Annotated in this window: 27 protein-coding genes; 12 read left to right on the top strand and 15 right to left on the bottom strand. The window is 69.1% G+C overall.

What is annotated here, in order from left to right; genetic code table 11:
* The first annotated feature begins 93 nt into the window (after positions 1 to 93).
* Entirely contained in the window at positions 94 to 807 is a 714-nt protein-coding gene (locus ACZ6DT_RS05170; protein WP_465588948.1) for an alpha/beta fold hydrolase, read from the top strand.
* Positions 808 to 1,024: 217 nt separating this feature from the next.
* Here the strand turns inward: ACZ6DT_RS05170 and ACZ6DT_RS05165 are convergent, their stop codons facing one another.
* Both ACZ6DT_RS05165 and dut read right to left on the bottom strand, forming a co-directional pair.
* Positions 1,025 to 1,678: a DUF3710 domain-containing protein gene (locus ACZ6DT_RS05165; RefSeq protein ID WP_465588945.1), complete on the bottom strand. Its 654-nt coding sequence runs from the start codon at positions 1,676 to 1,678 to the stop codon at positions 1,025 to 1,027.
* Positions 1,678 to 2,160: a dUTP diphosphatase gene (dut, locus tag ACZ6DT_RS05160; RefSeq protein ID WP_465588942.1), complete on the bottom strand. Its 483-nt coding sequence runs from the start codon at positions 2,158 to 2,160 to the stop codon at positions 1,678 to 1,680. The genes ACZ6DT_RS05165 and dut overlap by 1 nt, the downstream gene beginning before the upstream one ends.
* A 24-nt stretch (positions 2,161 to 2,184) precedes the next feature.
* Here dut and ACZ6DT_RS05155 point away from each other — a divergent pair, with 24 nt between their 5' ends.
* The gene (locus ACZ6DT_RS05155) at positions 2,185 to 2,679 is read left to right on the top strand and encodes a DUF3093 domain-containing protein (RefSeq protein WP_465588939.1); all 495 of its coding nucleotides are present in this window, start codon (positions 2,185 to 2,187) and stop codon (positions 2,677 to 2,679) included.
* 125 nt (positions 2,680 to 2,804) lie between these two features.
* Here the strand turns inward: ACZ6DT_RS05155 and ACZ6DT_RS05150 are convergent, their stop codons facing one another.
* A complete protein-coding gene (locus ACZ6DT_RS05150) occupies positions 2,805 to 3,113 on the bottom strand; it encodes a DUF4193 domain-containing protein (protein ID WP_005164528.1) in 309 nt (102 codons plus the stop codon).
* A gap of 453 nt (positions 3,114 to 3,566) precedes the next feature.
* Here ACZ6DT_RS05150 and cei point away from each other — a divergent pair, with 453 nt between their 5' ends.
* Positions 3,567 to 4,250 carry an envelope integrity protein Cei gene (gene cei / locus ACZ6DT_RS05145; RefSeq protein ID WP_465588936.1) on the top strand — a complete coding sequence of 228 codons (684 nt, stop codon included), beginning with the start codon at positions 3,567 to 3,569 and terminating at the stop codon, positions 4,248 to 4,250.
* Positions 4,251 to 4,346: 96 nt separating this feature from the next.
* On the opposite strand, the gene ACZ6DT_RS05140 is transcribed toward cei, so the two are convergent.
* On the bottom strand, positions 4,347 to 5,165 hold the full coding sequence (locus ACZ6DT_RS05140; RefSeq protein ID WP_465588933.1) for an inositol monophosphatase family protein: 819 nt from the start codon (positions 5,163 to 5,165) through the stop codon (positions 4,347 to 4,349).
* Between the two features lie 67 nt (positions 5,166 to 5,232).
* Between ACZ6DT_RS05140 and ppgK the strand changes: the two genes are divergently transcribed.
* From ppgK to ACZ6DT_RS05125, 3 genes are all read left to right on the top strand, one after another.
* Positions 5,233 to 5,994: a polyphosphate--glucose phosphotransferase gene (ppgK, locus tag ACZ6DT_RS05135; protein WP_465590500.1), complete on the top strand. Its 762-nt coding sequence runs from the start codon at positions 5,233 to 5,235 to the stop codon at positions 5,992 to 5,994.
* A gap of 246 nt (positions 5,995 to 6,240) precedes the next feature.
* Positions 6,241 to 7,641, top strand: a complete 1,401-nt coding sequence (locus ACZ6DT_RS05130) for an RNA polymerase sigma factor (RefSeq protein WP_465588930.1) — start codon at positions 6,241 to 6,243, stop codon at positions 7,639 to 7,641.
* A gap of 92 nt (positions 7,642 to 7,733) precedes the next feature.
* Positions 7,734 to 8,255: a pyridoxamine 5'-phosphate oxidase family protein gene (locus ACZ6DT_RS05125; protein WP_465588928.1), complete on the top strand. Its 522-nt coding sequence runs from the start codon at positions 7,734 to 7,736 to the stop codon at positions 8,253 to 8,255.
* A 169-nt stretch (positions 8,256 to 8,424) separates the two neighbouring features.
* Here the strand turns inward: ACZ6DT_RS05125 and ACZ6DT_RS05120 are convergent, their stop codons facing one another.
* The 4 genes from ACZ6DT_RS05120 to ACZ6DT_RS05105 are packed head-to-tail and all read right to left on the bottom strand — an operon-like array spanning position 8,425 to position 10,889.
* Positions 8,425 to 9,624 carry a hypothetical protein gene (locus ACZ6DT_RS05120; protein WP_465588925.1) on the bottom strand — a complete coding sequence of 400 codons (1,200 nt, stop codon included), beginning with the start codon at positions 9,622 to 9,624 and terminating at the stop codon, positions 8,425 to 8,427.
* Positions 9,625 to 9,670: 46 nt separating this feature from the next.
* Positions 9,671 to 10,048 carry a hypothetical protein gene (locus ACZ6DT_RS05115; protein ID WP_465588922.1) on the bottom strand — a complete coding sequence of 126 codons (378 nt, stop codon included), beginning with the start codon at positions 10,046 to 10,048 and terminating at the stop codon, positions 9,671 to 9,673.
* A 47-nt stretch (positions 10,049 to 10,095) separates the two neighbouring features.
* Positions 10,096 to 10,302, bottom strand: a complete 207-nt coding sequence (locus ACZ6DT_RS05110; protein ID WP_465588920.1) for a hypothetical protein — start codon at positions 10,300 to 10,302, stop codon at positions 10,096 to 10,098.
* Entirely contained in the window at positions 10,299 to 10,889 is a 591-nt protein-coding gene (locus ACZ6DT_RS05105) for a hypothetical protein (RefSeq protein ID WP_465588918.1), read from the bottom strand. The genes ACZ6DT_RS05110 and ACZ6DT_RS05105 overlap by 4 nt, the downstream gene beginning before the upstream one ends.
* A gap of 110 nt (positions 10,890 to 10,999) precedes the next feature.
* On the opposite strand from ACZ6DT_RS05105, the gene ACZ6DT_RS05100 reads away from it, so the two are divergent.
* The 3 genes from ACZ6DT_RS05100 (at position 11,000) to ACZ6DT_RS05090 (ending at position 14,335) form a co-directional block, all read left to right on the top strand.
* Complete coding sequence (locus ACZ6DT_RS05100; RefSeq protein WP_465588915.1) at positions 11,000 to 12,178, top strand: sensor histidine kinase; 1,179 nt, start codon at positions 11,000 to 11,002, stop codon at positions 12,176 to 12,178.
* Positions 12,175 to 12,828 (top strand): response regulator, encoded by a 654-nt coding sequence (locus ACZ6DT_RS05095; protein ID WP_465588912.1) that lies wholly within the window; start codon positions 12,175 to 12,177, stop codon positions 12,826 to 12,828. The genes ACZ6DT_RS05100 and ACZ6DT_RS05095 overlap by 4 nt, the downstream gene beginning before the upstream one ends.
* A gap of 67 nt (positions 12,829 to 12,895) precedes the next feature.
* Complete coding sequence (locus ACZ6DT_RS05090) at positions 12,896 to 14,335, top strand: APC family permease (RefSeq protein WP_465590497.1); 1,440 nt, start codon at positions 12,896 to 12,898, stop codon at positions 14,333 to 14,335.
* On the opposite strand, the gene ACZ6DT_RS05085 is transcribed toward ACZ6DT_RS05090, so the two are convergent.
* The 3 genes from ACZ6DT_RS05085 to ACZ6DT_RS05075 are packed head-to-tail and all read right to left on the bottom strand — an operon-like array spanning position 14,310 to position 16,235.
* Positions 14,310 to 14,981 (bottom strand): DUF6885 family protein, encoded by a 672-nt coding sequence (locus tag ACZ6DT_RS05085; protein ID WP_465588909.1) that lies wholly within the window; start codon positions 14,979 to 14,981, stop codon positions 14,310 to 14,312. The genes ACZ6DT_RS05090 and ACZ6DT_RS05085 overlap by 26 nt on opposite strands.
* Positions 14,978 to 15,394, bottom strand: a complete 417-nt coding sequence (locus ACZ6DT_RS05080) for a GNAT family N-acetyltransferase (protein ID WP_465588906.1) — start codon at positions 15,392 to 15,394, stop codon at positions 14,978 to 14,980. The genes ACZ6DT_RS05085 and ACZ6DT_RS05080 overlap by 4 nt, the downstream gene beginning before the upstream one ends.
* A 46-nt stretch (positions 15,395 to 15,440) precedes the next feature.
* A complete protein-coding gene (locus ACZ6DT_RS05075) occupies positions 15,441 to 16,235 on the bottom strand; it encodes an EamA family transporter (protein WP_465588903.1) in 795 nt (264 codons plus the stop codon).
* Positions 16,236 to 16,574: 339 nt separating this feature from the next.
* On the opposite strand from ACZ6DT_RS05075, the gene ACZ6DT_RS05070 reads away from it, so the two are divergent.
* The 3 genes from ACZ6DT_RS05070 (at position 16,575) to ACZ6DT_RS05060 (ending at position 18,340) form a co-directional block, all read left to right on the top strand.
* A complete protein-coding gene (locus ACZ6DT_RS05070; RefSeq protein ID WP_016332937.1) occupies positions 16,575 to 16,754 on the top strand; it encodes a DUF7455 domain-containing protein in 180 nt (59 codons plus the stop codon).
* Positions 16,755 to 16,890: 136 nt separating this feature from the next.
* Positions 16,891 to 17,754 carry an alpha/beta fold hydrolase gene (locus tag ACZ6DT_RS05065; RefSeq protein WP_465588900.1) on the top strand — a complete coding sequence of 288 codons (864 nt, stop codon included), beginning with the start codon at positions 16,891 to 16,893 and terminating at the stop codon, positions 17,752 to 17,754.
* Positions 17,735 to 18,340 carry a TetR/AcrR family transcriptional regulator gene (locus tag ACZ6DT_RS05060; protein ID WP_465588897.1) on the top strand — a complete coding sequence of 202 codons (606 nt, stop codon included), beginning with the start codon at positions 17,735 to 17,737 and terminating at the stop codon, positions 18,338 to 18,340. The genes ACZ6DT_RS05065 and ACZ6DT_RS05060 overlap by 20 nt, the downstream gene beginning before the upstream one ends.
* A 57-nt stretch (positions 18,341 to 18,397) precedes the next feature.
* Here the strand turns inward: ACZ6DT_RS05060 and ACZ6DT_RS05055 are convergent, their stop codons facing one another.
* The 4 genes from ACZ6DT_RS05055 to ACZ6DT_RS05040 form a co-directional block, all read right to left on the bottom strand.
* Positions 18,398 to 19,579: an ROK family protein gene (locus tag ACZ6DT_RS05055; protein WP_465588894.1), complete on the bottom strand. Its 1,182-nt coding sequence runs from the start codon at positions 19,577 to 19,579 to the stop codon at positions 18,398 to 18,400.
* An 11-nt stretch (positions 19,580 to 19,590) separates the two neighbouring features.
* On the bottom strand, positions 19,591 to 21,051 hold the full coding sequence (locus ACZ6DT_RS05050; protein ID WP_465588891.1) for a sugar ABC transporter permease: 1,461 nt from the start codon (positions 21,049 to 21,051) through the stop codon (positions 19,591 to 19,593).
* 23 nt (positions 21,052 to 21,074) lie between these two features.
* Positions 21,075 to 21,848, bottom strand: coding sequence for an ATP-binding cassette domain-containing protein (locus tag ACZ6DT_RS05045; protein ID WP_409493228.1), 774 nt, complete (start codon positions 21,846 to 21,848; stop codon positions 21,075 to 21,077).
* An 88-nt stretch (positions 21,849 to 21,936) separates the two neighbouring features.
* Positions 21,937 to 23,070, bottom strand: a complete 1,134-nt coding sequence (locus ACZ6DT_RS05040) for a sugar ABC transporter substrate-binding protein (protein WP_465588887.1) — start codon at positions 23,068 to 23,070, stop codon at positions 21,937 to 21,939.
* Positions 23,071 to 23,474 lie beyond the last annotated feature (404 nt).

Raw genomic sequence — 23,474 nt, 5'->3', positions numbered from 1 at the left:
CTGTGCTCCGGGGCCCCCGACTCGAACGGCCCGTGCGTAATCCAGCGTAACTGTGCTCGGACCAGGACAACGGGTTTGGGAGAAGATCGCAACGTGACCTCCGCTATTCCGCCTACGACGGCAGTAGTACTCCCCGGCACCGGGTCCGACGAAGTGTTCGTGCGCAGCGTGTTCTCCGGTCCGCTGCGGGCGCTCGGCATCCGGTTGCTCGCCCCGCCTCCGCCCGCGGGTGACCGTCTCGCGGACGGCTACCTCGAGGAGCTGGACAGGCTGTCCGGTGAGCACGGCCCGCTGCTCGTCGGCGGCATCTCGTTCGGCGCGCATCTCTCGGCGGAGTGGGCGGTCCGCAATCCGGGCCGCTGCACCGGCCTGCTGGCCGCGCTCCCGGCCTGGAACGGCCCCGCCGGACAAGCACCCGCGTCGCTCGCCGCGCGGCTGTCAGCGGATCTGGTGGCCGAAAACGGGGTCGGGGGCGCACTGGCGAAATCGGCGGACGGCGTCCCGGACTGGCTCTCGGCGGAACTCGGCCGCGCGTGGCGGCGGCACGGTGCCGGGCTGGCGGCGAGCCTGCGGACGGCGGCGGCCCGGCCCGCCCCGGCGCTCGAAGACCTGAACGGACTCGGCGTGCCCGCGGGGATCGGCGCTTGCGTGGACGACCCGATCCACCCGGTGGAGGTCGCCCGCGCCTGGGCGAAGGCCCTGCCGCGCGCCGAGGTCGGCGAGTCGACACTCACCGCCCTCGGCGCGGACCGGGAATCACTGGGCCACGCAACCGTCCAAGCCTGGCTGAAAGCCCAAACCCATTAGCCGCACGAGACGGCCTCCCGCCCGAACGACAGCACCGAACGACAGCACCGAACGGTCTCCCCAAGGGCGCCCCGCGCCCGACGGAGACTTCACCCGTCGCGCGCCCTCTTTCGGGCCGAAGGCCCACGAAAACGCGTTGAAGGGGCGCCTCCGCACCAACGTGAGTCGCGTACGAAACGACGCCCCTTCGGCGCGCTTTTCGTCAGCGCGCGACAGACTAGCTCTGCTGCTCGGCGATGTGCTGTGCGACGGCGTCGGGCAGCGTGATGGTCAGCGGGGTGCGGACCGGCATCGGCGCGTCACCGCGGTCGACGATGGTGTACCGCACGATCTCCCGCAGCACCGCGGGCGCCTGGGACGCCTGTGACTGCGGACCGGCGATGACGCCGCGGAGCATCCAGCGCGGACCGTCGACCCCGACGAACCGCAGCGCGACGTCGCCGACGATCGCGGACAGCTCCAGCCCCCACTCACCCATGCCGACCGAGACCTTGGCGCCGTCGGCGCGCAGCTGCTCGGTGAGTTCGGTGCTGACGTCCTTCCACAGACCGCCGGACCGAGGCGCCGCGTAGCCGCTGACGGTGATCTGGCCCTGTTCGGTGACGACGTGTACCGCGCGGACGCCGCCGCTCTCCGGGTCCATCTCGACCTGGACCTGGGAACCGTCGGGTACCGGTACCTTCACCGAACCGAGGTCGATCCTCGGGATGCCGTCCTCGGGCGCGTCGGCGATGTCGAAGGGGCCGTCGGAGGTCTCCGACAGCTGGGACTCGATCTCCTCGTCGGTGGCGTTGCCGGGGCGCTCGTCGACCTCGGGCGCGGCGTGCCGTCCGCTCGGCTTGGCCTCGCGCTTGCGTCCGAAAATCCCCACTAGTTCTCCGTTCCTTCCCTGGCTCCGGCTCCCAGTGTGACGTGTCCGCCCGTGGAGCCATACCCTCCCTCGCCGCGCTCGGACGGCTGGAGTTCGGCGACCTCGACGAACTCTGCCTGTTCGACCCGTTGCACGACCAGCTGCGCGATCCGGTCGCCGCGGGTGAGCACGACCTTCTCGGAGAGATCATGGTTGATCAGGCAGACGCGGATCTCACCGCGGTACCCGGAGTCGATCGTGCCCGGGGTGTTGACGACCGAGAGGCCGACGCGGGCGGCGAGACCCGAGCGTGGGTGGACGAACCCCGCGTACCCGGGCGGCAGCGCGATCGCGACGCCCGTTCCGACGACGCCGCGTTCGCCGGGCGCGAGTACGAGATCCGAGGTGGTGACGAGGTCGGCGCCCGCGTCGCCGGGGCGTGCGTAGGCGGGGAGGGGGACCGACGGATCGATCCGGGAAAGCAGTACCTGAACGGTGGACACGGGCGGCGAGACTACCCTGAACCCGTGGGTGAAAGCGTGAGCACGGCCGAAGGCGGCGCCGTCAAGCATTCAGAGCGGCTCTACGTCCCGTGGTGGGGCTGGCCGTTGCCGCTGCTGGGCGGCGGGCTGCTGGCGGCGGAGATCGACATGGGCTATCCGGGGCTCCGCGGCTGGCTGCCGTACGTGGTGCTGATCCCCGCGGTGATCGCGTTGATGGTTTCGCTCGGCCGGTCCCGCGTCCGGGTGACCGGTGGCGCCGAGCCGGAGCTGTGGCTGCGCGACGCGCATCTGCCGCTCAAGTTCGCGGGCGACGTCGACGTCATCGACAAGGAAGCGAAGCGCAAGGCACTCGGCCGCGACGCCGATCCGGCGGCCTTCGTGCTGCACCGGGGCTGGGTCGGCCCGGTCGTGCGGGTCTGGCTCACCGATCCCGAAGACCCGACGCCGTACTGGCTGTTCAGCACCCGGCACCCGGAGAAGGTGGCCGCGCTGCTGCGGCGGACCGCTGCGAAGTCCTAGGCAAAGGCTCGTGCTCTTCAAAGGCTCGTGCTTTCAAAAGGAAAGGGGGCCGGCCACTCGGCCGGCCCCCTTATTCCTGTTCGAACCCCGAAACCCCTGTCGCGCCGTCCCCTGTGCCCGTAGGCTCAGGCGCAGTCGCGGCAGATGAGCCGTCCGCCACTCTCTTCCGCCAGCCTGCTGCGGTGATGCACCAGGAAGCAGACGGAACAGGTGAACTCGTCGGCCTGCTTGGGCACGACCTTGACGGTCAGGTCCTCCCCGGAAAGTCCGGAGAGGTCCGCGCCCGGCAGCTCGAAGTTCTCGGCGGTCGCGTCCTCGTCGACGTCCACGACGCCGGACTGATTTTCATTGCGCCTTGCCTTGAGCTCTTCCAACGAGTCTTCGGCCAGCTCGTCGGCTTCGCTGCGGCGCGGAGCGTCGTAGTCGGTCGCCATTTGTCCCTCACCCCTGCGATGCTTCGATGTCAGATGGCCCGGACCCGCGAGCGCGCGGCTCGTGAGTCCTTCGTGCCGCTGGTTAACGTCCCAGCGCCCCTGTTTGTGCCCGGCTGGGCAGTGAGCGAGGTCTCTCTTTTGTGCCTCTTACTGCCGCCTGAGCCCGCGAAGGGTAGCTCACGCCGATACTGGCTCTGCAACGAGTCAGACATTGCCGGATCCACGTCACCCAACAGGGGGAACCCTGCTGTCAAGACGCCTGTCGTCCGATTCGGTTGCCCCCACGTCGGGTACCTCACCGCTTGGACCCGGCCGCTTGCCCGGAGCAGGCATCGCGTGGTGCTATCCGGAGGCCCGCGCCGATCACCTTCGCCGTAACGCATAGGCTGATCGGACACGATGGTGGGATGAAACACCGTCCGGGGATCCGGGCTTTGGGGAAGGGACTGGCAGGTGGCGTCGGGGAACGGCATCGGGGACCGCGGGGCGAGGCCGTATCGCAAACACAACCCGCTGCCCGCGCTCATCGTCATCGGGGTGATGGCACTCGGCGCGGTCATCGTCTGGGTGAATGTCGTGGCGAGCAACGCCGACATCGATGCCAAGATCCGCTGCGATCCGCCGCCCGTCCCGCAGCAGGGCGTCACCTACACGCCGCTGGCGCACGACGGCCTCGACGACCGGGCGCCGGTCCCGCCGGACAAGGTCGCCGTCCAGGTGCTCAACGGATCCCAGGTCCGCGGCCAAGGCGGCATCGTCACCAGCACACTCCGGGAACTCGGTTTCTCCCAGGTGCTCGAGCCGGACGTCGACCCGGCCTACAAGAACGCCGAAGCCAAGTGCCGCGGCCAGATCCGCTTCGGCGAGAACGGCGCGGCCGCGGCCCGCACGCTGAGCCTGGTGGTCCCGTGCGCGGAATTGGTCAAGGACAACCGCAAGGACGCTTCGGTCACGTTCACCACCGGCACCCTGCTCGGCGACGTCCGCCCGAAGGCGGAAGCGCGCCAGGTCCTCGACCAGCTCACTCGGTGGTCGAAGGCGCAGCAGGGCAGCGGCGGCGGTGAGCAGTCGGCCGGCGGCGGTACCCCGGTGATCGACCAGACGCTGCTGAAGGCCGCTCGCGAAGCTCCCTGTTAAAGCTCTTTCAAGCGCTAAAGCTCTTTCAAGCGCCATGAACGGTCCGTTACTTGCAAAATTTGCAAGTAACGGACCGTTCATGGCGCACGCTGAGGCTCAGATCACGCCCGCACCCGAGTCGAGCAGCGCCTGACGCAACGGGCCCTCGATCGACGGCGCCACCGCGAAGGTCGCGTCCGGTCCCAGCTCGGCGTCCTCCCCCGGCAACGACACGAGAGCACCCGCCTCGGCGGCGATGAGCGCCCCCGCGGCCCAGTCCCAGTGCCCGAGGCCGTGTTCGACGTAGGCGTCCAGCCAGCCCGCCGCGACCGCGCACAGATCGAGCGAGGCGGCCCCGTTGCGCCGCACGTCCCGCACCCTGGTCGCCAGTTCCGCGACGAACCGGGCCTGCTTCGTCCGCCGTTCCACCTTGTAGGCGAACCCGGTGCCGACGAGGGTCAGATCGAGCCGTCGCGGGGCGTTGACCGACAGCCGCCGCCCGTCGAGGAACGCGCCCTGCCCGCGCGCGGCGGTCCAGCGGCGACCGCTGACCGGTTCGACGACGGCGCCGGCCACCGACACCCCGCCCACCTGTGCGGCCACCGACACGGCGAACCACGGCAGCCCGTAGAGGAAGTTCACCGTCCCGTCGATCGGGTCGACCACCCAGGTCACCCCGTCGCCGGCGATCCCGCCGCCTTCCTCGCCGAGCACGGCGTCGTCGGGGCGCAGTTCGGCGAGCCGGGCGCGAACCAGCCGTTCCGACTCGTGGTCCACCGCGGTCACCACGTCGGTGTCGGCGGATTTGGTGTCCACGCGCACCTCACGGCCCGCGTTCATCCCGGTCCAGGCCTCGTGGACCAGTTCGGCGGCCTCGCCCGCGACACGCTCGGCGACACTCTTCAGCAACGTCTCGTCAACTCCCACGTCCGCCATGTCACCACATCCGGTTAAAGTCTCCGAGGCAGGCTTCTGAATCGTGCGAGAAGGGACCACGTCCGTGGTGGAGGCGACCCGAGGTTTCGGTATCGACATCGGCGGCAGCGGGATCAAGGGCGCGCTGGTCGACTTGGCGGAGGGACAGCTGATCGGCGACCGGATCCGCATCGACACGCCGAAGCCGTCGACCCCCGAGGCGGTGGCGGACGTCGTCGCCGAGATCACCGCCCAAGCGGGATGGGACGGCCCGGTGGGCGTCACCCTGCCCGCGGTGGTCAAGAAGGGCGTCGCGCACACCGCGGCGAACATCGACCGCGAATGGATCGGCACCGACGCCGACGCCCTGTTCGCCAAACGCCTCGGCCGCGGCGAGGACGACATCGCGATGCTCAACGACGCCGACGCCGCCGGAATGGCCGAGATCCGCTGGGGCGACCCGATCGCGAAACGCGGCGTGACGGCGCTGCTGACCTTCGGCACCGGCATCGGCAGTGCGGTCTTCCAGGACGGCAAGCTCGTGCCCAACACCGAATTCGGCCACATCGAGGTCGACGGTTTCGACGCGGAGAAGAAGGCCGCGGCGTCGGCGAAGGACAACGAGGACCTCTCGTATCCCGAATGGGCGGAACGGGTGAACAGGTATCTCTCCGTGCTGGAAAATCTGATCTGGCCGGATCTGTTCATCGTCGGCGGCGGGGTCAGCAAGAAATCGCACAAATGGGTTCCGCTGCTGGACATCCGCACCCCGGTGATCGTCGCGTCGTTGCAGAACAACGCGGGCATCGTCGGCGCGGCGGCCGCCGCCGCGGAGGGCATCGAGCACTGACGCGCCCACGCTGACATCCGCGCCACGGATGTCACTTCGGCGGGTCGCACGGCGTGTCGCGCCCGCCGGGTGGTGGTCCGCGCCGCGACGCTGTCACGTATCGTCGTTACAATGGAACACGGCCCCCGGCGGCGGCACCCACCAGAACGAGGGAAATCGCAGGCCGAGGGGTGTTCCCCGACGTTTGAGGCAGCCGAGACCATCACGCCTCGGCTCGTCATGATCGACCGCTGCGAAAGGGCGTAAGTGGCAGCCGCAAGAACCGCAACCCGAAGCGGGACGAAGACAGCGACCGCAGCCGGCGAGCCGGCCGACGAGGCAGCCACCGACGCGGCGAAGCCCGCGGCGCGCAAGACCGCCGCCAAGGCGGCAGGCGCGAAGAAGGCCCCGGCGAAGAAGGCTCCGGCCAAGAAACCCACCACCAAGGGTGTCAAGACCGAAGACGGCGATCCGGAAGACGGTCCGGTAGAGCTCGACGAAGCCGAACTCGAAACCCCGGATCTGTCCGACCTGGAAGAGGTCGAGGTGGACGTCGTCGACGCGACGGTCACCGAGGAAACGGAAGAGGACGCGGAGTCCGAGGAGGACGTCGAAGAGACGCCTCCGCGCGGGCGCCGCACGACGGCCGACAAGAACGCCGGAAAGACCTCCGACCACCCGGACTTCGTCTGGGACGAGGAAGAGTCCGAGGCGCTGCGCCAGGCCCGCAAGGACGCCGAGCTCACCGCTTCGGCCGACTCGGTCCGCGCGTACCTCAAGCAGATCGGCAAGGTCGCCCTGCTGAACGCGGAGGAGGAGGTGGAGCTCGCCAAGCGCATCGAGGCCGGGCTCTACGCCGCCGAACGCGTCCGCAACGCCGAGGAGGAGGGCGAGAAGCTCGTCACCCAGATGCGGCGCGACCTCAAGTGGATCGTGCGCGACGGTGAGCGGGCGAAGAACCACCTCCTGGAGGCGAACCTCCGGCTCGTGGTCTCGCTGGCCAAGCGCTACACCGGCCGTGGCATGGCGTTCCTGGACCTGATCCAGGAGGGCAACCTCGGTCTGATCCGCGCGGTCGAGAAGTTCGACTACACCAAGGGCTACAAGTTCTCCACGTACGCCACCTGGTGGATCCGTCAGGCGATCACCCGCGCGATGGCCGACCAGGCCCGCACCATCCGTATCCCGGTGCACATGGTCGAGGTCATCAACAAGCTCGGCCGTATACAGCGTGAACTCCTGCAGGACCTCGGTCGCGAGCCCACCCCCGAAGAGCTCGCGAAGGAAATGGACATCTCCCCGGAGAAGGTCCTCGAGATCCAGCAGTACGCCCGCGAGCCGATCTCGCTCGACCAGACCATCGGCGACGAGGGCGACTCGCAGCTCGGTGACTTCATCGAGGACTCCGAAGCCGTCGTCGCGGTCGACGCGGTGTCGTTCACGCTGCTGCAAGACCAGCTCCAGTCGGTGCTGCAGACGCTGTCCGAACGTGAGGCGGGTGTGGTGCGGCTGCGGTTCGGCCTCACCGACGGCCAGCCGCGCACGCTCGACGAGATCGGCCAGGTGTACGGGGTGACCCGTGAGCGCATCCGGCAGATCGAGTCGAAGACGATGTCGAAGCTGCGTCACCCGTCGCGTTCGCAGGTGCTGCGCGACTACCTGGACTGATCCCAGGCTCACGAAAGACCCCGTCGCCGTTCCGGTGGCGGGGTTTTTCGCGTCCGGTGTCGAATCGCGGCTCGCTCGTTCGACGCGTGGGTATGACGACGAACCCGATTTCGACCAAGAACCTCGACCGTTACGGCTCCGCGGAGCTGCCGTGGAGCCGTCCGCGCGAAATCCTCGCCGAGGACACGCCCACCGCCGATCTGACCTTCTTCGTGACGACCGTGCGTCCCGACGGACGCCCGCACTCGGCGGGTGTCGGTGCCGTCTGGGTGGACGACGCCCTGTATTTCAAAGGCGGGCCGGAAACCCGTCGGTCCCGCAACCTGGCGGCGAACCCGGCGTGCGCGGTTTCGGTGCGACTGCGGGGAATCGACCTCACGATGGAGGGTGAGGCGCACCGGGTCACCGACCCGGCGACGCTGGAGCGGGTGGCGGCGGTCTACCGGACAGGCGGTTGGCCCGCGTCAGTGGAGGGCGACGCGCTCACAGCTTCCTTCAGCGCGCCCAGCGCGGGACCGCCACCCTGGTACCTCTACCGCCTCACCCCGCACCGCGCGATCGGCGTGGCCGGCGCCGAACCGCACGGCGCCACGCGCTGGGACTTCGCCCACTGACCGCAGGTGGGCCGTGTCGTGTCTTTGCCTGATGCCGGGTGTAGTACATGAAGGCCCCCTTCCTGTACCTAGGCGCAAGGAAGGGGGCCTTCATGTACTGGGGAAGATCCGGGGCTTTGGCCTCGCTAGATACCTCGGCCCTTACCCAAATCACTCACGACCGGGCCGGTCAGGGCCTGCCGGTCAGGGTCGTCCACGGCACGTGCACCGTCACCCGCTCCCGGAGCTGCTCGTTCATCAGCCACAGCTCCCCTGTCGCCGGCCAGTACGAAAGGTTCTGCGAGTTCACCGGCGCCTTGCCGCTCAGCCGCGACGTCGAGGTCCCGCCGACCCCGCCGTGCAGGCACGACGGATGGTCGCCCGCCACCCCGGCGTACTCGGGGCATACGCCGGTCATCACGAAATACCCGTTGCGCGCCACCGCTCCCTGCATGCCCCACACCGGCGACACGAACCCTTCCTTCGCGTGCACGGTCCCGTCGGCCGACACCTTGGGCAGGCCGGTCGCGCGGTCGAACGGCCACCGCAGCACCCGGCCGCCCGCGGCCTTCGGAAGGTGCTCCGAGGTCACGATCGAGCCGTCACTGTGATCGAACGACATCGTCGAGAGACACGGCCGCGTCCCGGGAGCGTGGGTGCAGGTGCCGCCGCCGGGATACCAGTACGCGCCGATCTGCGGCATCGCGTAGTCGTAGAAGGCCGCGTGGTATTTGCCGTCCGGGCCCTTCCCGACTACGCCGGAGCTGTCGTCGACCTTCCAGAAGTGCGTCGTGTCGAAGACCCGCACCACTCCCCCGGTGGTCGCGACGAACAGCCGGTTCCCGATCCAGGTCATCCCGTGCCCGTGCCCCTGCACGACGGCGAAGTTGTCGTTCGACGTCGGTTCCACGAGCAGCACGTGCCGGTAACCGAACCCGGTGGCGTCCACAAAGGACAGCCGGACCATGGTGTCGCCGGGGGTGTGCCAGGAGGCCGCCACGACCCGTTTCCCGCCGACCTTCCCGGTCGCCGCGTCGGCGTCACCCGAACCGGTCAGCCCCTGCGGGATCCAGTCGTTGGTCTTGTCGTCGTTGGCGTCCTCCCAGCAGAAGCCCGCCGGTTTCAGCGCCGCCGCGAGATACGTGCCGTGGCACAGCGGCCGCGCCTTCCGGTTGGCCGACGACAGGATCTCCGGCAGGCCGCGCGGCGGGAGGTGTTTCTCCAGCGCGGCGATCCGGGCGCCGTAGGCGTCGAAGGTCGAACCGGACGTCCAGCGGAAGCCGTCGACCGTGGCCGCGTTCATCCTCGGGAACGCGGCCGCGGCGGAGGCGACCCCGGGGATGAGCGCGAACACCAGCAGCAGTGCAGCGAGAAGTCCCAGCCTCTTCATGCCCGCCAGCCTCCCGGCCACGCGCATACATTCGATACAAACGCCGTCAGGACACCGAAAGTCCGCGCTCGGCCAGGGATTCTTCGACACGCAAGCGTTCGACCCCACGGTCGAAGCCCTCCGGTAGCTCGTCCAGCCGGTGGTCGACCTCGACCTCTCGGCAGGCCTGGACGAGCAGCGCGTCGTACGCCTGCCTGGTGCCGTACCGGCGGACGGCGGAAGCGCCGGAAGGAAGTTCCGCCAGCAGCCGGTGCACCCGGCGGAGATCGGCGGCGAGCTTCTCGATGGGCGGCCCGGCCGGGACCTCCGGTTCCCGGCGCCGCCGCCACCGGCGCAGCACGGCGGGCACCTTCAGCGCGCACCAGAAGAGAACCGACGGCGCCACGGCGACAACGGTGTACAGCGCGACGGGCCCGGTGGCCATGACTCATGGTAATCCGCACGCGGCCCCCGGAGAAGCCGCGAATCCGGCTACGACCGGCGGCGTTGCTTACGCGCGCGTTCGGCGAACAGCACCCCGACGCCCGCGGCGACCATCAGCACGCTCACCACGATGTGCATCCCCGGCGGGAGCAGGTGGAGCTGGACGAACCAGCTCGGATTCGTGCTGCCCAGCAGCCGGTTGATCAGCCCTCCCCCGCCCTGCACCAGCAGGAGGATCCCCAGTAGTTCGATCATCGTCGCGCCCCTTCCGAAACTCGGTCGTCGTCCTTGGGTGAAAGCTGCTGCCACAGCGGCCCGGTGGCGAACCAGATGGCTGTCACGACCCCCAGCCGCGGCAACCAGCCCCACAACGGCGCGACCTGTTCGCCGTTGCCCACCAGGAAGATCAGCCCCAGCAGCACGGCGGCGGCGATCCCGCACGCCAGTACGCATTTGCCCCACTCACGCCATTCGACGCGGGCCTTCTCCCGCCCCCTCGGCTTGGGCGCCGGGGGCGGCCCGCCGGCGAACCGGTGCGCGAACCGCACGTCGGCCCACCGGATCATCGACGGCCCGAACGCCACGCTGAAGCCGAGGTACACCGCGGCGAGACCGTGCACGAAGTTCGCCTTGCCGCCGCCTTGGAGGTCGAGCACCGTCGCGACCAGCACCACGATGTCGATCACCGGGGTGAGCGCCAGCAGCACGGTGCTCGTCCGCTTGAGCCGGAGCAGGTAGCGGGCCAGCAGGCCGGCTCCGATGGCGACCCAGAAACCGATCTCCCCGGCGGCGATCACCGCCGCCATCGGATTCTCCGCGAAAAAGTCCCAGATCTTGTTCACCCTTCGAGCTTCGTCTCCGATGGCGGTCCGGCGCGTCGGTGAAGGGCAGGAGATCATCGTCATCAGTTCGTAGGACCCCGCCGCCCGCCCCGATGTGCTGGGATGGACCGGTGCCCACGTTGGTCCCGCGCTTGAGTCACCTTCCGCAGTGGAAGCAGGACCTCGTCATCGCGCTCGGCACCTGGCTCATCGGCGCCCTGGTCTATCTCAGCGGGATGCAGGTGCTGCTCAACGGCCCGGACACGACACCACTGTGGATCCGGTTGACCGAGCTGACCGTGCTGTGCGCGCTGGAGATGCTGCGCCGCAAGGTTCCGTGGGCGCTGCTCGGCGCGTTGGTCGTGGTCGCCGTGGACGTGGCAATCAGTCCTTCGCTGCCGATCCTCGTCGTCTTCACCGACTTCCTCTACGCGACGACGCTCTACGGTTCACGGCGGACCAGCAGGACGATGATCGGCATCGCCGCGATCGGGACGCTCGCGGTGGTCTGCCTGGCGCTCGTCCTCTCCTCGCAGTGGCGGACGGCGATCCTGGTGGCGTTCGCGTTCCTGCCGTTCCTCGTCACCCCGGTGTGGTGGGCGGCGAACGTGCGGCAACAGCGGGACATCGCCGACAACGAACGGGCGAACGCGGTCCAGCTGGCCACGATCGGCGAACTGGACCGGAGGGCCGCCGTCGCCGGGGAACGCTCGAAGATGGCGCGGGATCTGCACGACGTCATCGCCGGGCATCTCTCGGCGATCGCGATCCAGTCCGAGGCCGCGTTGTCGATGGCCACCGCCGACCCGAAGCTGTCCAGGAAGGTCCTGGAATCGGTGCGGGAGAACAGTGTGAACGCGCTGGACGAGATGCGCGCCATGATCGGGCTGTTGCGCGCGGACACCGAGATCGAGCCGACGGCGCCCGCGCGGCTGGCCGAACTGTCCAAATTGGTCGAATCGGCGCGGGCGAGCGGGCTGGAGGTCGAACTCGGCTCCGTGCCGGACCCGTCGTCCCCGCTGCCCGCCGCGGTCGATCTGACGGCGTACCGGATCGCGCAGGAGGCGCTGACCAACGCGGTGAAACACGCCCCCGGCGGACGCGCGGTCCTCGACATCCGCTCGCGCGGCGGCATACTCACCGTCGAGGTGCGCAACGATCTTCAGCCGGGCCGCCTCGACGACGGCGGGACCGGACTCGGCCTGCTGAACATGCGGGAACGCGCCGCCGCGGTGGGCGGCACCCTCGCCGCCGGGCCGTCCGGCGGTGGCTGGCTGGTCCGCGCCGAACTGCCTCTGGAGGGGTCTTGACCATCAAAGTCCTGGTCGCCGACGACCACGGCGCGATCCGTGCCGGGTTGATGATGATCCTCGGGAACGCCGAGGGCATCGAGGTGGTCGGCGAGGCCGCGGACGGTGCCACCGCCATCCGCCAGGCGAAGGCGCTGAAGCCGGACGTCGTGCTGATGGACGTCCGCATGCCCGGCGTCGACGGCATCGCCGCCACGCGGGAACTGACCGCGGCGGGATTGTGCGAAGTACTCGTGCTGACCACCTTCGATCTCGACGAGTACGTCCACGCCGCGCTGCGGGCGGGCGCGGCCGGGTTCCTGCTGAAGTCGGTGGAGGCGTCGAGGCTGATCGAGGCGGTGAAGCTGGTCGCGGCGGGCGAAGGAGTGCTCGCTCCGCAAGTCACGCGAAAGCTCATCGCCGCCTTCGCCGCGGGGACACGCGAACCTTCCCTCGTCCCCGCCGGGCTCGGGGACCTGACCGAACGCGAGCGCGAAGTGCTGGCGTGTCTGGGCGGCGGGCTGTCCAACGCGCAGATCGGCACCCGGCTGCACATCGGCGAGACCACGGTGAAGACGCACGTTTCGCGGGTGCTGACGAAACTGGACCTGCGGTCGCGAGTGCAGGCGGCGATCCTCGCGCAGGAGAACGGCGTCGTGCTGGAGGGGTGAACTCCCATCGATCTGCGAGTCGGTCGGTGATCTTCTAGCGTGACTTTTCATGCGGCGAACTCTGGACGTGGACGAGGTCCTGCAACGGCAGGATTCCGGTGAGCTGAAACGCCGTCTGCATGGGCGCGACCTGATCGGCTTCGGGGTCGGCATCATCATCGGTACCGGGATCTTCACCCTCGCCGGAGTCGAGGCGAAAACCCACGCGGGCCCGTCGGTCACACTCTCGTTCGTGCTCGGCGCCGTGGTGGCCGGGATGGCCGCCCTCTGTTACGCCGAACTCGCTTCCAGCGTGCCGACGGCGGGCAGCGCCTACACCTACGCCTTCGCCACCCTCGGCGAGACTTTCGCCTGGATCATCGGCTGGGATCTGTTGCTGGAGTTCGCCCTCGGCGCGGCCGTCGTGTCACGCGGGTGGTCCGGCTATCTCGCGAATCTGATGGGGCTCTCCCCCGACTGGTTCGGCGAAGACGCGAAGGTGAACATCGGCGCTGTCGCGATCATCGCCGTGCTGACCGTGATCGCCGTCCTCGGCATCAAGGAGTCGGCGCGGGTGACGAATCTGCTCGTTCTGGTCAAGGTCGCGGTGTGCGTGCTGATCCTCGCCGTCGGCGTGTTCTACATCCGCGGCGAGAACCTGACGCCGTTCATCCCGCCCGCGCAGGCACCGGCGGAGACGGCGAGCACCCTGCATCAGCCGATCGTGCAAGCCGCGCTCGGGCTCGAACAGTCCGTCTACGGAATCGCCGGAATGGTGACGGCCGCCGCTGTCGTCTTCTTCGCCTATACCGGTTTCGAGGCGCTCGCCAACCTCGGCGAGGAGACCGTGAACCCGAAACGCGATCTGCGGGTCGGCATTCTCGGCGCGCTCGGGGTCTGCGCGCTGCTCTACATCGGTGTCTCGCTGGTGCTGACCGGGATGGTGCCGTTCGCCGAGATCGACGCGGGCGCCCCGCTCGCCGACGCCTTCGACCGGGTCGGGCAGCACTGGGTGGGCGCGCTGATCTCGCTCGGCGCGGTCACCGGACTGACGTCGGTGATGATGGTGGAACTGGTGACGATCGGCCGGATCGGGTTCGCGATGGGCCGCGACGGCCTGCTGCCGAAGAAGTTCGGCACGGCGCATCCGCGCTGGGGCACCCCGCACCGGATGACCATCGCCGGTGCCGTGCTGATCGCGGCGCTGGCCGCGTTCGTGCCGATCTCCGAACTCGCCGACATGGTCAGCATCGGCGCGCTGTCGGCGATGATCATCGTCGCGCTGGCCGTCCCGGTGCTGCGCAAGCGCCGTCCGGATCTGGAGCGTCCGTTCTCCGTGCCGTTTTCGCCCTATCTGCCCATCGTGGCGGCGCTGGCGTGCTTCTACCTGATGCTCAACCTGGACGTGATGACCTGGCTGCGGTTCGCCGCTTGGCTGCTGCTCGGTCTGCTGATCTACGTCTTCTACGGGCGCGGGCATTCGCGCTTCGCGAAGGACGAAGTCAGCTCCACAGACCTGCCGTCGTGATCGCCGCGACGGCGGCCTCGGTGTCGGTGTCGTCCACCACGACCAGCATCCGCTTCAGCGCGGCGGCCACCCATTCCACCGGCTGGTCGTGCAATCCGTTGTCCCCCAAGGACGGATAACCGTCCATAATGGACACCAAGGTTCCTTCGGCGCCGATGCGCATTCCGGTCGCCAGCACGCGATGCCCGGCGGCCGCGCGCCAGCGGGACGACCACAGCGGCGGGAGACCCGTGTCGAGGTAGTCGAGCAGCGCTCGCGCCGGCGTGTCGTGCGCGCCGAATTCGGCCGGGTCGACCTCCGCGATCAACGCGACCCTCGGCAGCCGCCACAACGCGGCCAGGAGCATGAACACCGACCGCGGCGACCGGTTCCCGGTGGCGGGCACCGCGGCGAGCCGCCCGCCCGACAGCGTCCCGATCGCCCGCGGCAGTCCCTCCGGCGTAGTGCCCGCCAGCGCGGCGACCTCGTCCTGACCGGCGACGTCGAAGCCCGCCGCGCGCAGGGCGGCCAGCGCCGCGAACGGCCCGGCGAGCCCGTCCTTCTGCGGGAGTTCGGCCCGTGCGACGGCGACGAGATGCTCGCCACCGGGCAGCCAGCGGCGGCCGGACAACCCCGTCCGGTCGCCGTCGATTCCGGAGGACCTCACTCGTCGAACGTCCACGACCGCATGATGAACGGGCCGTCGTTCGACGCTCCCGCCGAGGCGTAGGTCGCCAGCGCGGCCTCGTTGTCCCTTTCGACCCCGACCCACATCCCGCGGCAGCCACGCTCCCGGGCGATCCCGGCCAGCGCGTCGACCAGGTCACGGCCGATTCCGCGGCGCTGGTAGTCCGGGCTGACGTCGAGTTCGTTGAGGAACATCTCGGTGCCCTTGTCCGGATGCGTCACCTCGGTGCCGGTGATCATCCCCGCGGGTTCGCCGTCCTCGTAAGCGATCAGGAGATGGTTCTCCTCCGCCGCGAGGAACTTCTCGGACGCCGCCTGTTGCGCCGGTCCGTCGAACAGGTGCTGAGCGGCGACGACCTCTTCGACGGTATCGGCCCGCCGGATCTCGGCCACTTGTCCTCCTGGTGCTCGAAGCGCCACAGATTGGTCAGTATCCCGCTCAGGAAGGCGCCGGGCCATCGCGTTTCCCCGGCGAACGCAGCGCGACCCCGGCGACGACGGCCAGCGTGCCGATCGCCTCGGGCGGGGTCGGCACCTGCCGGAGCCACAGGAAGCCGATCAGCCCCGCCGTGACCGGCAGCAACGCGAGGAGCAGCGCGAACCGCGCCCGCCCGGCCTTGCGCAGGACCACTTGGTCGAGCGCGTACGGCACGACGGTCGAGAGCACGCCCACCCCGATGCCCAGCAGCAGCAGACGTGGCGAAGCCCACACGGCGCCCGTGCCGAACGCCAGCGGCGACAGCACCACGGTGCCGACGGCGAACCCGACGGCCAGCCCGTCGATCCCGTTCCCGCCGACCGCGACCCGCTTCCCGAGCAGGATGTACCCGGCCCAGGCGGCCGCGGCGCCCAGCGCGAACAGCACGCCGAGCAAGCTGCCTTCGAGGCGGACGTCCGCGATGGCGATCACCCCGGCCGCCACCAGCAGCAGCGCGAAGACGTCGCGACGGGTGCGCGAACCGATCGCCGCCACCACCACGGGCCCCGCGAACTCGATGGCGACCGCGGTGCCGAGCGGCAACCTCGCGATCGCTTCGTAGAAGAGCACGTTCATCCCGGCGGTGACGATGCCGAACGCACCCGCGAGCAGGAACGTGCGCCCGGTCCACGCCGAGCGGGGTGGCCTGCGCCACGCCAGGAGGACCACCGCCGCCCCGAGACAGCGAAGCCAGGCCACCCCCGCGGGGGAGGCGACCGAAAAGAGACCTACGGCGACGGCCGCACCGACGTACATGGAAATTCCGCTGAGAACGAACAAGACCGGCGCCGGCACGCTCGAAAGACGGTTCCGGAGGACTGCGATACCCACCTCCGCATGGTGCCTGACGTGGGAAAAGACGGTTCGGCGGGGCGTCTTCTCCCACGTTGCGTGATTACGCTACGGCATACGAGGTAATTACCAGTGACAAATGAGACACCCGCACGGGAACACTTGCGGGTCGCCAAACGTCTGGAAGAGTGGAAGCACGAACACGGCGGGGCCGGGAACGAACGTTGCCGGCATCAGTGCCGAAGTGGTCGTAGCTGGATCGATGGCACCGGGCCACCGGTGCCGGGACGGAGGGAGACTCCAATGACTTCACCGACGCTCACCCGCCCCGAACTGACCGCTGCCGACCGATGTGACCGGTGTGGAGCTGCGGCCCAGGTTCGGGCCATTCTCAGCACCGGTGGCGAGTTGCTCTTCTGTGGTCACCACGCCCGCGCACACGAAACGAAGCTCAAGGAAATGTCCGCGGACATTCAGCGGTAGCCCACCAGTCCACGACCACCCGGCGGCCGGCCGCTCCTCATGGAGCGCGCCGGCCGCACTGTTTTGTTTCAAGGCTCCTGGGGCGAGGCACCCCGGGCATCTTCCAAAACATACATACTGCATGTATGTTGTGCCCATGACGACCAGCGACTTCCTCGGCGAGGTGCACGAGGCCGACCTCGGTGTCGCCCGCATCCGCTACCGTGACCGCGGCGAAGGCCCTCCCGTGGTCTTCGTGCACGGCCTGCTCACCAACGGCCTGCTCTGGCGGAAGGTGGCCCCCGCTGTCGCCGACGCCGGCTTCCGCTGCCTGACCCCGGACTGGCCGCTGGGCTCGCACGAGATCCCGGTCCCCGGCGCCGACCTGAGCCCGCCCGGGGTCGCCGCGCTCATCGCGGGCTTCCTCGAAGTGCTCGACCTGACCGACGCCACCGTGGTCGCGAACGACACCGGCGGCGCGCTCACGCAACTGCTCATGACCACGACCCCGGAACGGGTGGGCCGGGTCGTGCTGACCCCGTCGGACTCCTTCGAACGCTTCCTCCCACCGATGTTCAGAGGGCTGAGCACGCTGGCGCGCCTCCCCGGCGGCGTCCCGACGATGGTCCAGGCGTTGCGCTGGAGGTGGCTGCTGGAAACGACGGACTTCCTCTGGCTGGCCAAACACCCGGTTCCCGGCCACATCCTCGACGCCTACCTGCTGCCCAGCCGCCGTGACCGGGCGATCCGCGAAGACCTGGCGCGATTCCTCGCCGGGGTCGACAACCGGTACACCCTGACCGCCGCCGAGCGGCTGCCCGCCTTCGAAAAGCCCGTCCTGCTGGCCTGGGCACCCGAAGACCGGCACTTCCCGTTGTGGCTGGGCGAGAAGCTCGCCGGAGTCCTGCCGAACGCCGAACTGAAGACGATCGAGGACTCCTACGCCTTCGTGCCGGAGGACCAGCCGGAGCGGCTGAGCGGCATGATGGTGGAATTCCTGCGTGCCCACGCCACGACGTAGCCAGACCGAACGATCGCAATCGACGCGAGCCGCGTTGATCACGGGGGCGCGGACGTTGTTCGCCGAACAGGGTTACGCCGCCGTTCCCACCGACGAGATCGTCCGGGCGGCGGGTGTCACCCGTGGCGCGCTGTACCACCACTTCGGCGACAAACAGGGGCTGTTCCGCGCCGTGATCGAGCAGATCGAAACGGAGATCACCGAAGAACTCCGGACCGTCCTGCGAGCGACGGACGATCCGTGGTCGGCCGCGCTGGGCGCGCTGAGCCGGTTCCTGGACCTGTGCCTGCGGCCCGAGGTGGTGCGGATCGCGCTCACGGACGCCGTGTCGGTACTCGGCTGGCAGGAATGGCGTGAGCTGGAGAACCGGTACGGGCTGGGCCTGATCACGGAGGTCCTGGAGGCCGCCGCCACGGACGGGTTGCTGATCGACGCGCCGATCCCGGAGCTGGCGCAACTGACGCTGAGCGCCTGCGCTGAGGCGGCGCTGATGATCGCGCACGCCGAAGACCCCGAAACGGCGAAGGAGAAGTCCCTCGCCGCCCTGGTGGCCCTGCTGTCAGGCCTCCTGAAAGACCGCGTTTAGTCCTCTGGATGCGATCGTTGCGTGTGCAAGTACCGCATCCAGAGGACTAAACGCGAGCTAGACGGTGTCCAAGATCATCTCGAAGGCGGCCTCGGCCGCGCCCAGCAGCTTCACGTCGGCACCGAGCGCCGAGCTCACGATCTGCGTCCCGCCCACGGCGCGGCTGACCAGGCTCCGCCGCCGGACCTCGGCCGCCACCGACCGCACGACCGACTCGGGCAGCACGGTGAGCAGATCGCCCAGCACGACCAGTTGCGGACCGAGCAGGTTGACCACGTTCACCAGGCCGAGCGTCAGCCATTCCGCGAACTCCGAGAGCCGCTCCTCGGCCGCGTGCGGGTCTCGGCCCAGTTCGCGCAGTTCGAACATGATCGCTCCGCGCGGGGTGTCCTCGGGCAGGTCGAGCGCGCGGCACAGCGCCGCCTCGCCGACCTCGGTCTCCCAGCAGCCGCTGGACCCGCAGTAGCAGGGACGGCCGCCCGGCCGGATCGCCATATGCCCGATCTCACCGACGTACCCGGCGCCGCCGCGCAGCGACGAGCCGTCCGCGATGATCCCTCCCCCGACGCCGACGTCGGCGGAGACGTAGACGGCGTCGGACGAGCCTCGCGCGGCGCCGCGCAGGTGTTCGGCGACGGCGCCGAGTTCGGCGTCGTTGCCGACCAGGATCGGAATACGCAGCACACCGCCGAGCCGTTCCCCGAGCGCCACGTCGGTCCAGCGCAGGTTGGGCGCCTCATGGACATGCCCGTCGGCCCGGCGGACGACGCCGGGCACGGACACCCCAGCGGCGATCGGCTGCACGCCGAGGTCGCCCGCTAACACGGTGGTCGACTCGATCACATGCGTGATCACCTCGTCGGCCTCCCGCATCCGGCCGTGGAGGTTCCAGCTGTTGCGCCCGAGGATCTGGCCGCCGAACCCGATCAGCGCGATCGCGACGTGTTCGACCTGGAGGTCGACCGCGAGCACCACCGCCGCGTGCGGCTGCGGCAGGACCAGGAGCGAGGGGCGGCCCGCCCCTCGTCCCGGCCTCGGGACCCGCTCCTCGACGACACCTGCTTCCGCGAGGCCGTCGACGAGGGTCTTGATGGTGCTGCGGTTGAGCCCCAGCTCGGTGGCCAGGGTCGCCCTGGTACTCGGGCCGCTGACGTGCAGCAACCGGAGCAAGGTCGTGCGGTTGTGCCTGCGCACCTCGTCTGGTCGTGCAACGGGTGTGCTGGTCACGGGCTTCATCATTCCATGCGGACTCAGCGCGGCGACGCAGCCGCGCGGCGACGGGACAGCGCGTCCACCGTGGCCGCGAGAAGCAGCACCAAACCGGTGACGATGTTGACCACCGCCGCAGACTGTTTCAGCAGGCCGAGCGCGTTCTCCACGACCGCCAGCACGAGACCACCGATCACCGCGTCGACGACCCGGCCCTTGCCGCCGAACAGCGACGTACCACCGATGACGGCGGCGCCGACCGCGAACAGCAGCGTGTTGAGGCCACCGGCCTGCGGGTCGACCGAACCGACCTTCGACGAGTAGACGATCGCGCCGATCGCCGCCACCGCCGAGCAGATGACGAACACCGAAGCGCGGATCTTCTCGACGTTGATACCGGCGCGGCGGGCCGCCTCGCGGTTGCCGCCGACGGCGTAGATGTGACGGCCGTACTGCGTGCGGTTGAGCACATAGGTGCCGAGCACCAGCAGGCCGAGCACGATCGGCACGACGTACGGGACGCCGGAGATGACGATGTTCGGGTTCGGCGCGCGGTTCAGGGTCAGCAGATAGGTCGCGATCGCGGCGACCACGCCGATCGCGCCGACCTTGAACAGCACCATCGGCGTCGGCTGGGTGACCAGGCCGCGTTTGAGCCGCGAGAAATGCTGGCCCAGTGTCACCGCGGCGAAACCACCGGCGGCGACCAGGAAGAGGATCCAGCTGCCCACAGTGGACAGATTGCCGTTGGCGACCTTGAACAACACGTCCGAGGTGCTGATGCCGAGCGTGCCGCCCTCACCGATGAACTGGAGGATGACACCCTGCCAGGCAAGGAAGAGCGCCAGCGTCACGACGAACGAGGGCATCCCGATTTTCGAGACGAGGAACCCGGTGAGGACACCGATAGCGCCACCGACGCTGATCGCGAGCAGCATCTCGATCCACGGGTTGGCCGCGGCTCCCGACAGCACCAGCGCGATGGCGAGCACGGCGAACCCGACGCCCGCCCAGATCCGCAGGATCACGCCGAGCAGCGCGGCGATCGCGAGCACGACGAGGAACGCGATGAACACGCCGTTCCCCATACCGCCCAACAGGTTTCCGTCGCGCACGTAATGCATCGCGAGGACGGCGGCGGTGACCCCGGACGCGGTACCCGCGGACAGGTCGATTTCGCCGAGCAGCAGTACGAACACGATGCCCATCGCGATGATCGCCTTGCCGGCGCCTTGGGCCATCAGGTTCGCGATGTTGTTCATCGTCAGGAAGGTGTCCGACAGCGAGGCGAACACGATCACCAGCACGAGCAGGCCGAGCAGCGCCGGGAGCGAACCCAGCTGCCCCGCCTTGAGCCGGGAGAAGTAGTCACCGACCGCCTCGCTCGTTGACATCGATGTCGTGTCGATGCCGAAGTCCGTGATGGCCGCCGACGAGTTGAGCGCGGCGGCCGCCGGCTTGCCCCCCTCCGGCGAGGCGGGCTTTGCGGGTGTCTCAGTCATTTCCGGTTCTTTCTCGCCTGGTTCTAGAGGACGGCGGCTTCGGGGCGGGCAAGGCCGAGGTCGCCGGATCGGCCGGCGGTGATCAGTTCCACGACCTGGCCGTGGGTGACGTCCTTGGTGTGCACCTCGGCGACGAGACGGCCGAGGTAGAGCACCGCGATGCGGTCGGCGACCTCGAAGACGTCGGCCATGTTGTGGCTGATCAGCACCACACCCAGGCCCTGCTCCGCGAGGCGGCGGACGAGGTCGAGCACCTGACGGGTCTGCGCGACACCGAGCGCGGCGGTCGGCTCGTCGAGCAGGACCACCTTCGAGTCCCACAGCACGGATTTGGCGATCGCGACGGTCTGCCGCTGCCCGCCCGAGAGGGCCGAAACGGGCGTGCGGACGGACTTCACGGTGCGGACCGAGAGCGAGGCGAGCGTCTCGCGGGCGGCCTTCTCCATGCTGGCCTCGTCGAGCAGCCATTTGCTGCCGCGTTCCCGGCCGAGGAACATGTTCTGCACGATGTCGAGGTTCTCGGCGAGGGCGAGGTCCTGGTAGACGACCTCGATCCCCAGATCCGCGGCGTCACGCGGGCCGTGGATGTGCACCGGTTCGCCCTGGAACTTCACCGTGCCCGAGTCGTAGCCGTGGATCCCGGCGATCGACTTGACCAAAGTGGACTTTCCGGCACCGTTGTCGCCGACCAGCGCGGTGACCTCACCGGCGCGCACGTTGAAGTCCACGTCGTGGAGCACGTGGACCGGCCCGAAGCTCTTGTTCAGCTGCTTCAGTTCGAGGATGGGTTCACTCATGGGGGTTCTCGAATTCTCCCGGCTGGAGACCGGGCCGGGGCGCGCTTGTCGGGAGAGCGTCCCGGCCCGGTCGTCTGGATCTAACGGGTCAGGAGATACCGAGCTGCGTGCACGCCGCGGCCAGGTCGCCGCCGCAGATCTCGGCCGCCTTGACGTAGCCCTGCGTCACGACCTCCTTGACACCGTCCTTGGTGGTCATCTTCGGCTCGAGGAGCACGGACTTGACCTCGCGGTTGCCCTTCGGGTCCTTCGCCTTGCCGGTGGCCAGCGCGTCGGCGCCCGCCTTGTCGCCCTTGGCCAGCAGCACGGCGAGCTTCGCCGCGGCTTCGGCCTCTTCCTTGATCGGCTTGAACACGGTCATGTACTGGTCGCCGCGCAGGATCGCCATGAGGCCGTCCGCGGTGGCGTCCTGGCCGGTGACCGGGACCTTGCCGTTGAGGCCGTTCTTCTTCAGCACGGTGATGACCGCGCCGGCGAGACCGTCGTTCGCGGCGACGACACCGTCGACCCTGCCCTTGTTGTCGGTCAGGATCTGCTCGAAGGTCTGACCGCCCTTCTGGTTGTCCCAGTTGTCGATGGCCTGCTCACGTACGAGCTTCAGGTCGCCGCTGGCGAACTTCGGCTGGAGCACGGACTTCTGGCCGTTGGCGAACAGCGTCGCGTTGTTGTCGGTCGGGGCGCCCTCGATCATGACGACCTCGGCGCCCTTCTTGTCCTTCAGCGCGTCGGCGAGACCCTGGCCCTGCAGCTGGCCGACCTTCTCGTTGTCGAACGAGACGTAGTAGTCGGAGCTGCCACCGAGGTTCAGGCGGTCGTAGTCGATCGTCGGGATGCCCGCGGCCTGCGCCTTGCGGGCGACCGCCGAGCCGACCTCGCCGTTGATGGCGGCGATGATCAGGACCTTGACGTTCTGCGCGATCATGCCGTCGGCCAGCGTGGTGAACTTCTGCACGTCGCCTTGGGCGTTCTGGACGTCGGCGTCGAAGCCCGCGTCCTTGAGCGCCTTGGTCAGGAACGGCTTGTCGAAGGACTCCCATCGCGCGGAGGTGGCGGTCTCCGGCAAGATGACGCCGACCTTGCCGCCGGCGGCGGCACCGCCCGGGGCGGGCGCGGGCTGCGAGGAGTTGCCGCTGCCCGAGTCGGCGGTGTTGGCGCCGCAGGCGGAAAGCACCAGGCCGGCGCCCACCGTCGCGGCGAGGAGGGTAAGGGTTCTGCTGCGCATCCTCGTTCCTTCTCCGATCTTGCTCGCGGGCGGCGATCCTGGAGGACCGGTCGCACCATCGCGCATATGTTGTGGGCGACAACATATGCCGCCGAATGTGTCTCGGGGAAGACGGCTGAATCGATTAAGCCGCATCAATTGGACACGGTTTGGCAACGTGGTCGTAGCAGGACGTACGAAGTCTAAGGTCGCTAACGGTGTGACCGCCACCACTCACGGTGCGTTACAAAGATGGCGCAGCGGCGCGATGACCGGGGCGTTCACCGGCGGGGGTGAGTCTCGTGCGTCGCCCGCCGAGGGCCTCAGGGGGTGGGGGGGGGGGGGGGGGGGGGGGGGGGGGGGGGGGGGGGGGGGGGGGGGGAGACACAGAAAGACCGGGGGGCGGGAGCTGCTCGACAAGTACC

The sequence above is a fragment of the Amycolatopsis sp. NPDC041971 genome (genome assembly GCF_055588925.1).
Note: the sequence above shows the minus strand (reverse complement) of the source record. Positions and strands in the feature narration are given on the sequence as shown.

What these genes read in the sequence shown, in the direction of transcription:
- ACZ6DT_RS05150 (WP_005164528.1), bottom strand. Translation starts at nt 3,113, where the DNA reads ATGGCGACCGACTACGACGCTCCGCGCCGCAGCGAAGCCGACGAGCTG.
- ACZ6DT_RS05140 (WP_465588933.1), bottom strand. Translation starts at nt 5,165, where the DNA reads ATGGCGGACGTGGGAGTTGACGAGACGTTGCTGAAGAGTGTCGCCGAG.
- ACZ6DT_RS05125 (WP_465588928.1), top strand. Translation starts at nt 7,734, where the DNA reads ATGACGACGAACCCGATTTCGACCAAGAACCTCGACCGTTACGGCTCC.
- ACZ6DT_RS05120 (WP_465588925.1), bottom strand. Translation starts at nt 9,624, where the DNA reads ATGAAGAGGCTGGGACTTCTCGCTGCACTGCTGCTGGTGTTCGCGCTC.
- ACZ6DT_RS05115 (WP_465588922.1), bottom strand. Translation starts at nt 10,048, where the DNA reads ATGGCCACCGGGCCCGTCGCGCTGTACACCGTTGTCGCCGTGGCGCCG.
- ACZ6DT_RS05110 (WP_465588920.1), bottom strand. Translation starts at nt 10,302, where the DNA reads ATGATCGAACTACTGGGGATCCTCCTGCTGGTGCAGGGCGGGGGAGGG.
- ACZ6DT_RS05075 (WP_465588903.1), bottom strand. Translation starts at nt 16,235, where the DNA reads ATGTACGTCGGTGCGGCCGTCGCCGTAGGTCTCTTTTCGGTCGCCTCC.
- ACZ6DT_RS05070 (WP_016332937.1), top strand. Translation starts at nt 16,575, where the DNA reads ATGACTTCACCGACGCTCACCCGCCCCGAACTGACCGCTGCCGACCGA.
- ACZ6DT_RS05065 (WP_465588900.1), top strand. Translation starts at nt 16,891, where the DNA reads ATGACGACCAGCGACTTCCTCGGCGAGGTGCACGAGGCCGACCTCGGT.
- ACZ6DT_RS05055 (WP_465588894.1), bottom strand. Translation starts at nt 19,579, where the DNA reads ATGATGAAGCCCGTGACCAGCACACCCGTTGCACGACCAGACGAGGTG.
- ACZ6DT_RS05050 (WP_465588891.1), bottom strand. Translation starts at nt 21,051, where the DNA reads ATGACTGAGACACCCGCAAAGCCCGCCTCGCCGGAGGGGGGCAAGCCG.
- ACZ6DT_RS05045 (WP_409493228.1), bottom strand. Translation starts at nt 21,848, where the DNA reads ATGAGTGAACCCATCCTCGAACTGAAGCAGCTGAACAAGAGCTTCGGG.
- ACZ6DT_RS05040 (WP_465588887.1), bottom strand. Translation starts at nt 23,070, where the DNA reads ATGCGCAGCAGAACCCTTACCCTCCTCGCCGCGACGGTGGGCGCCGGC.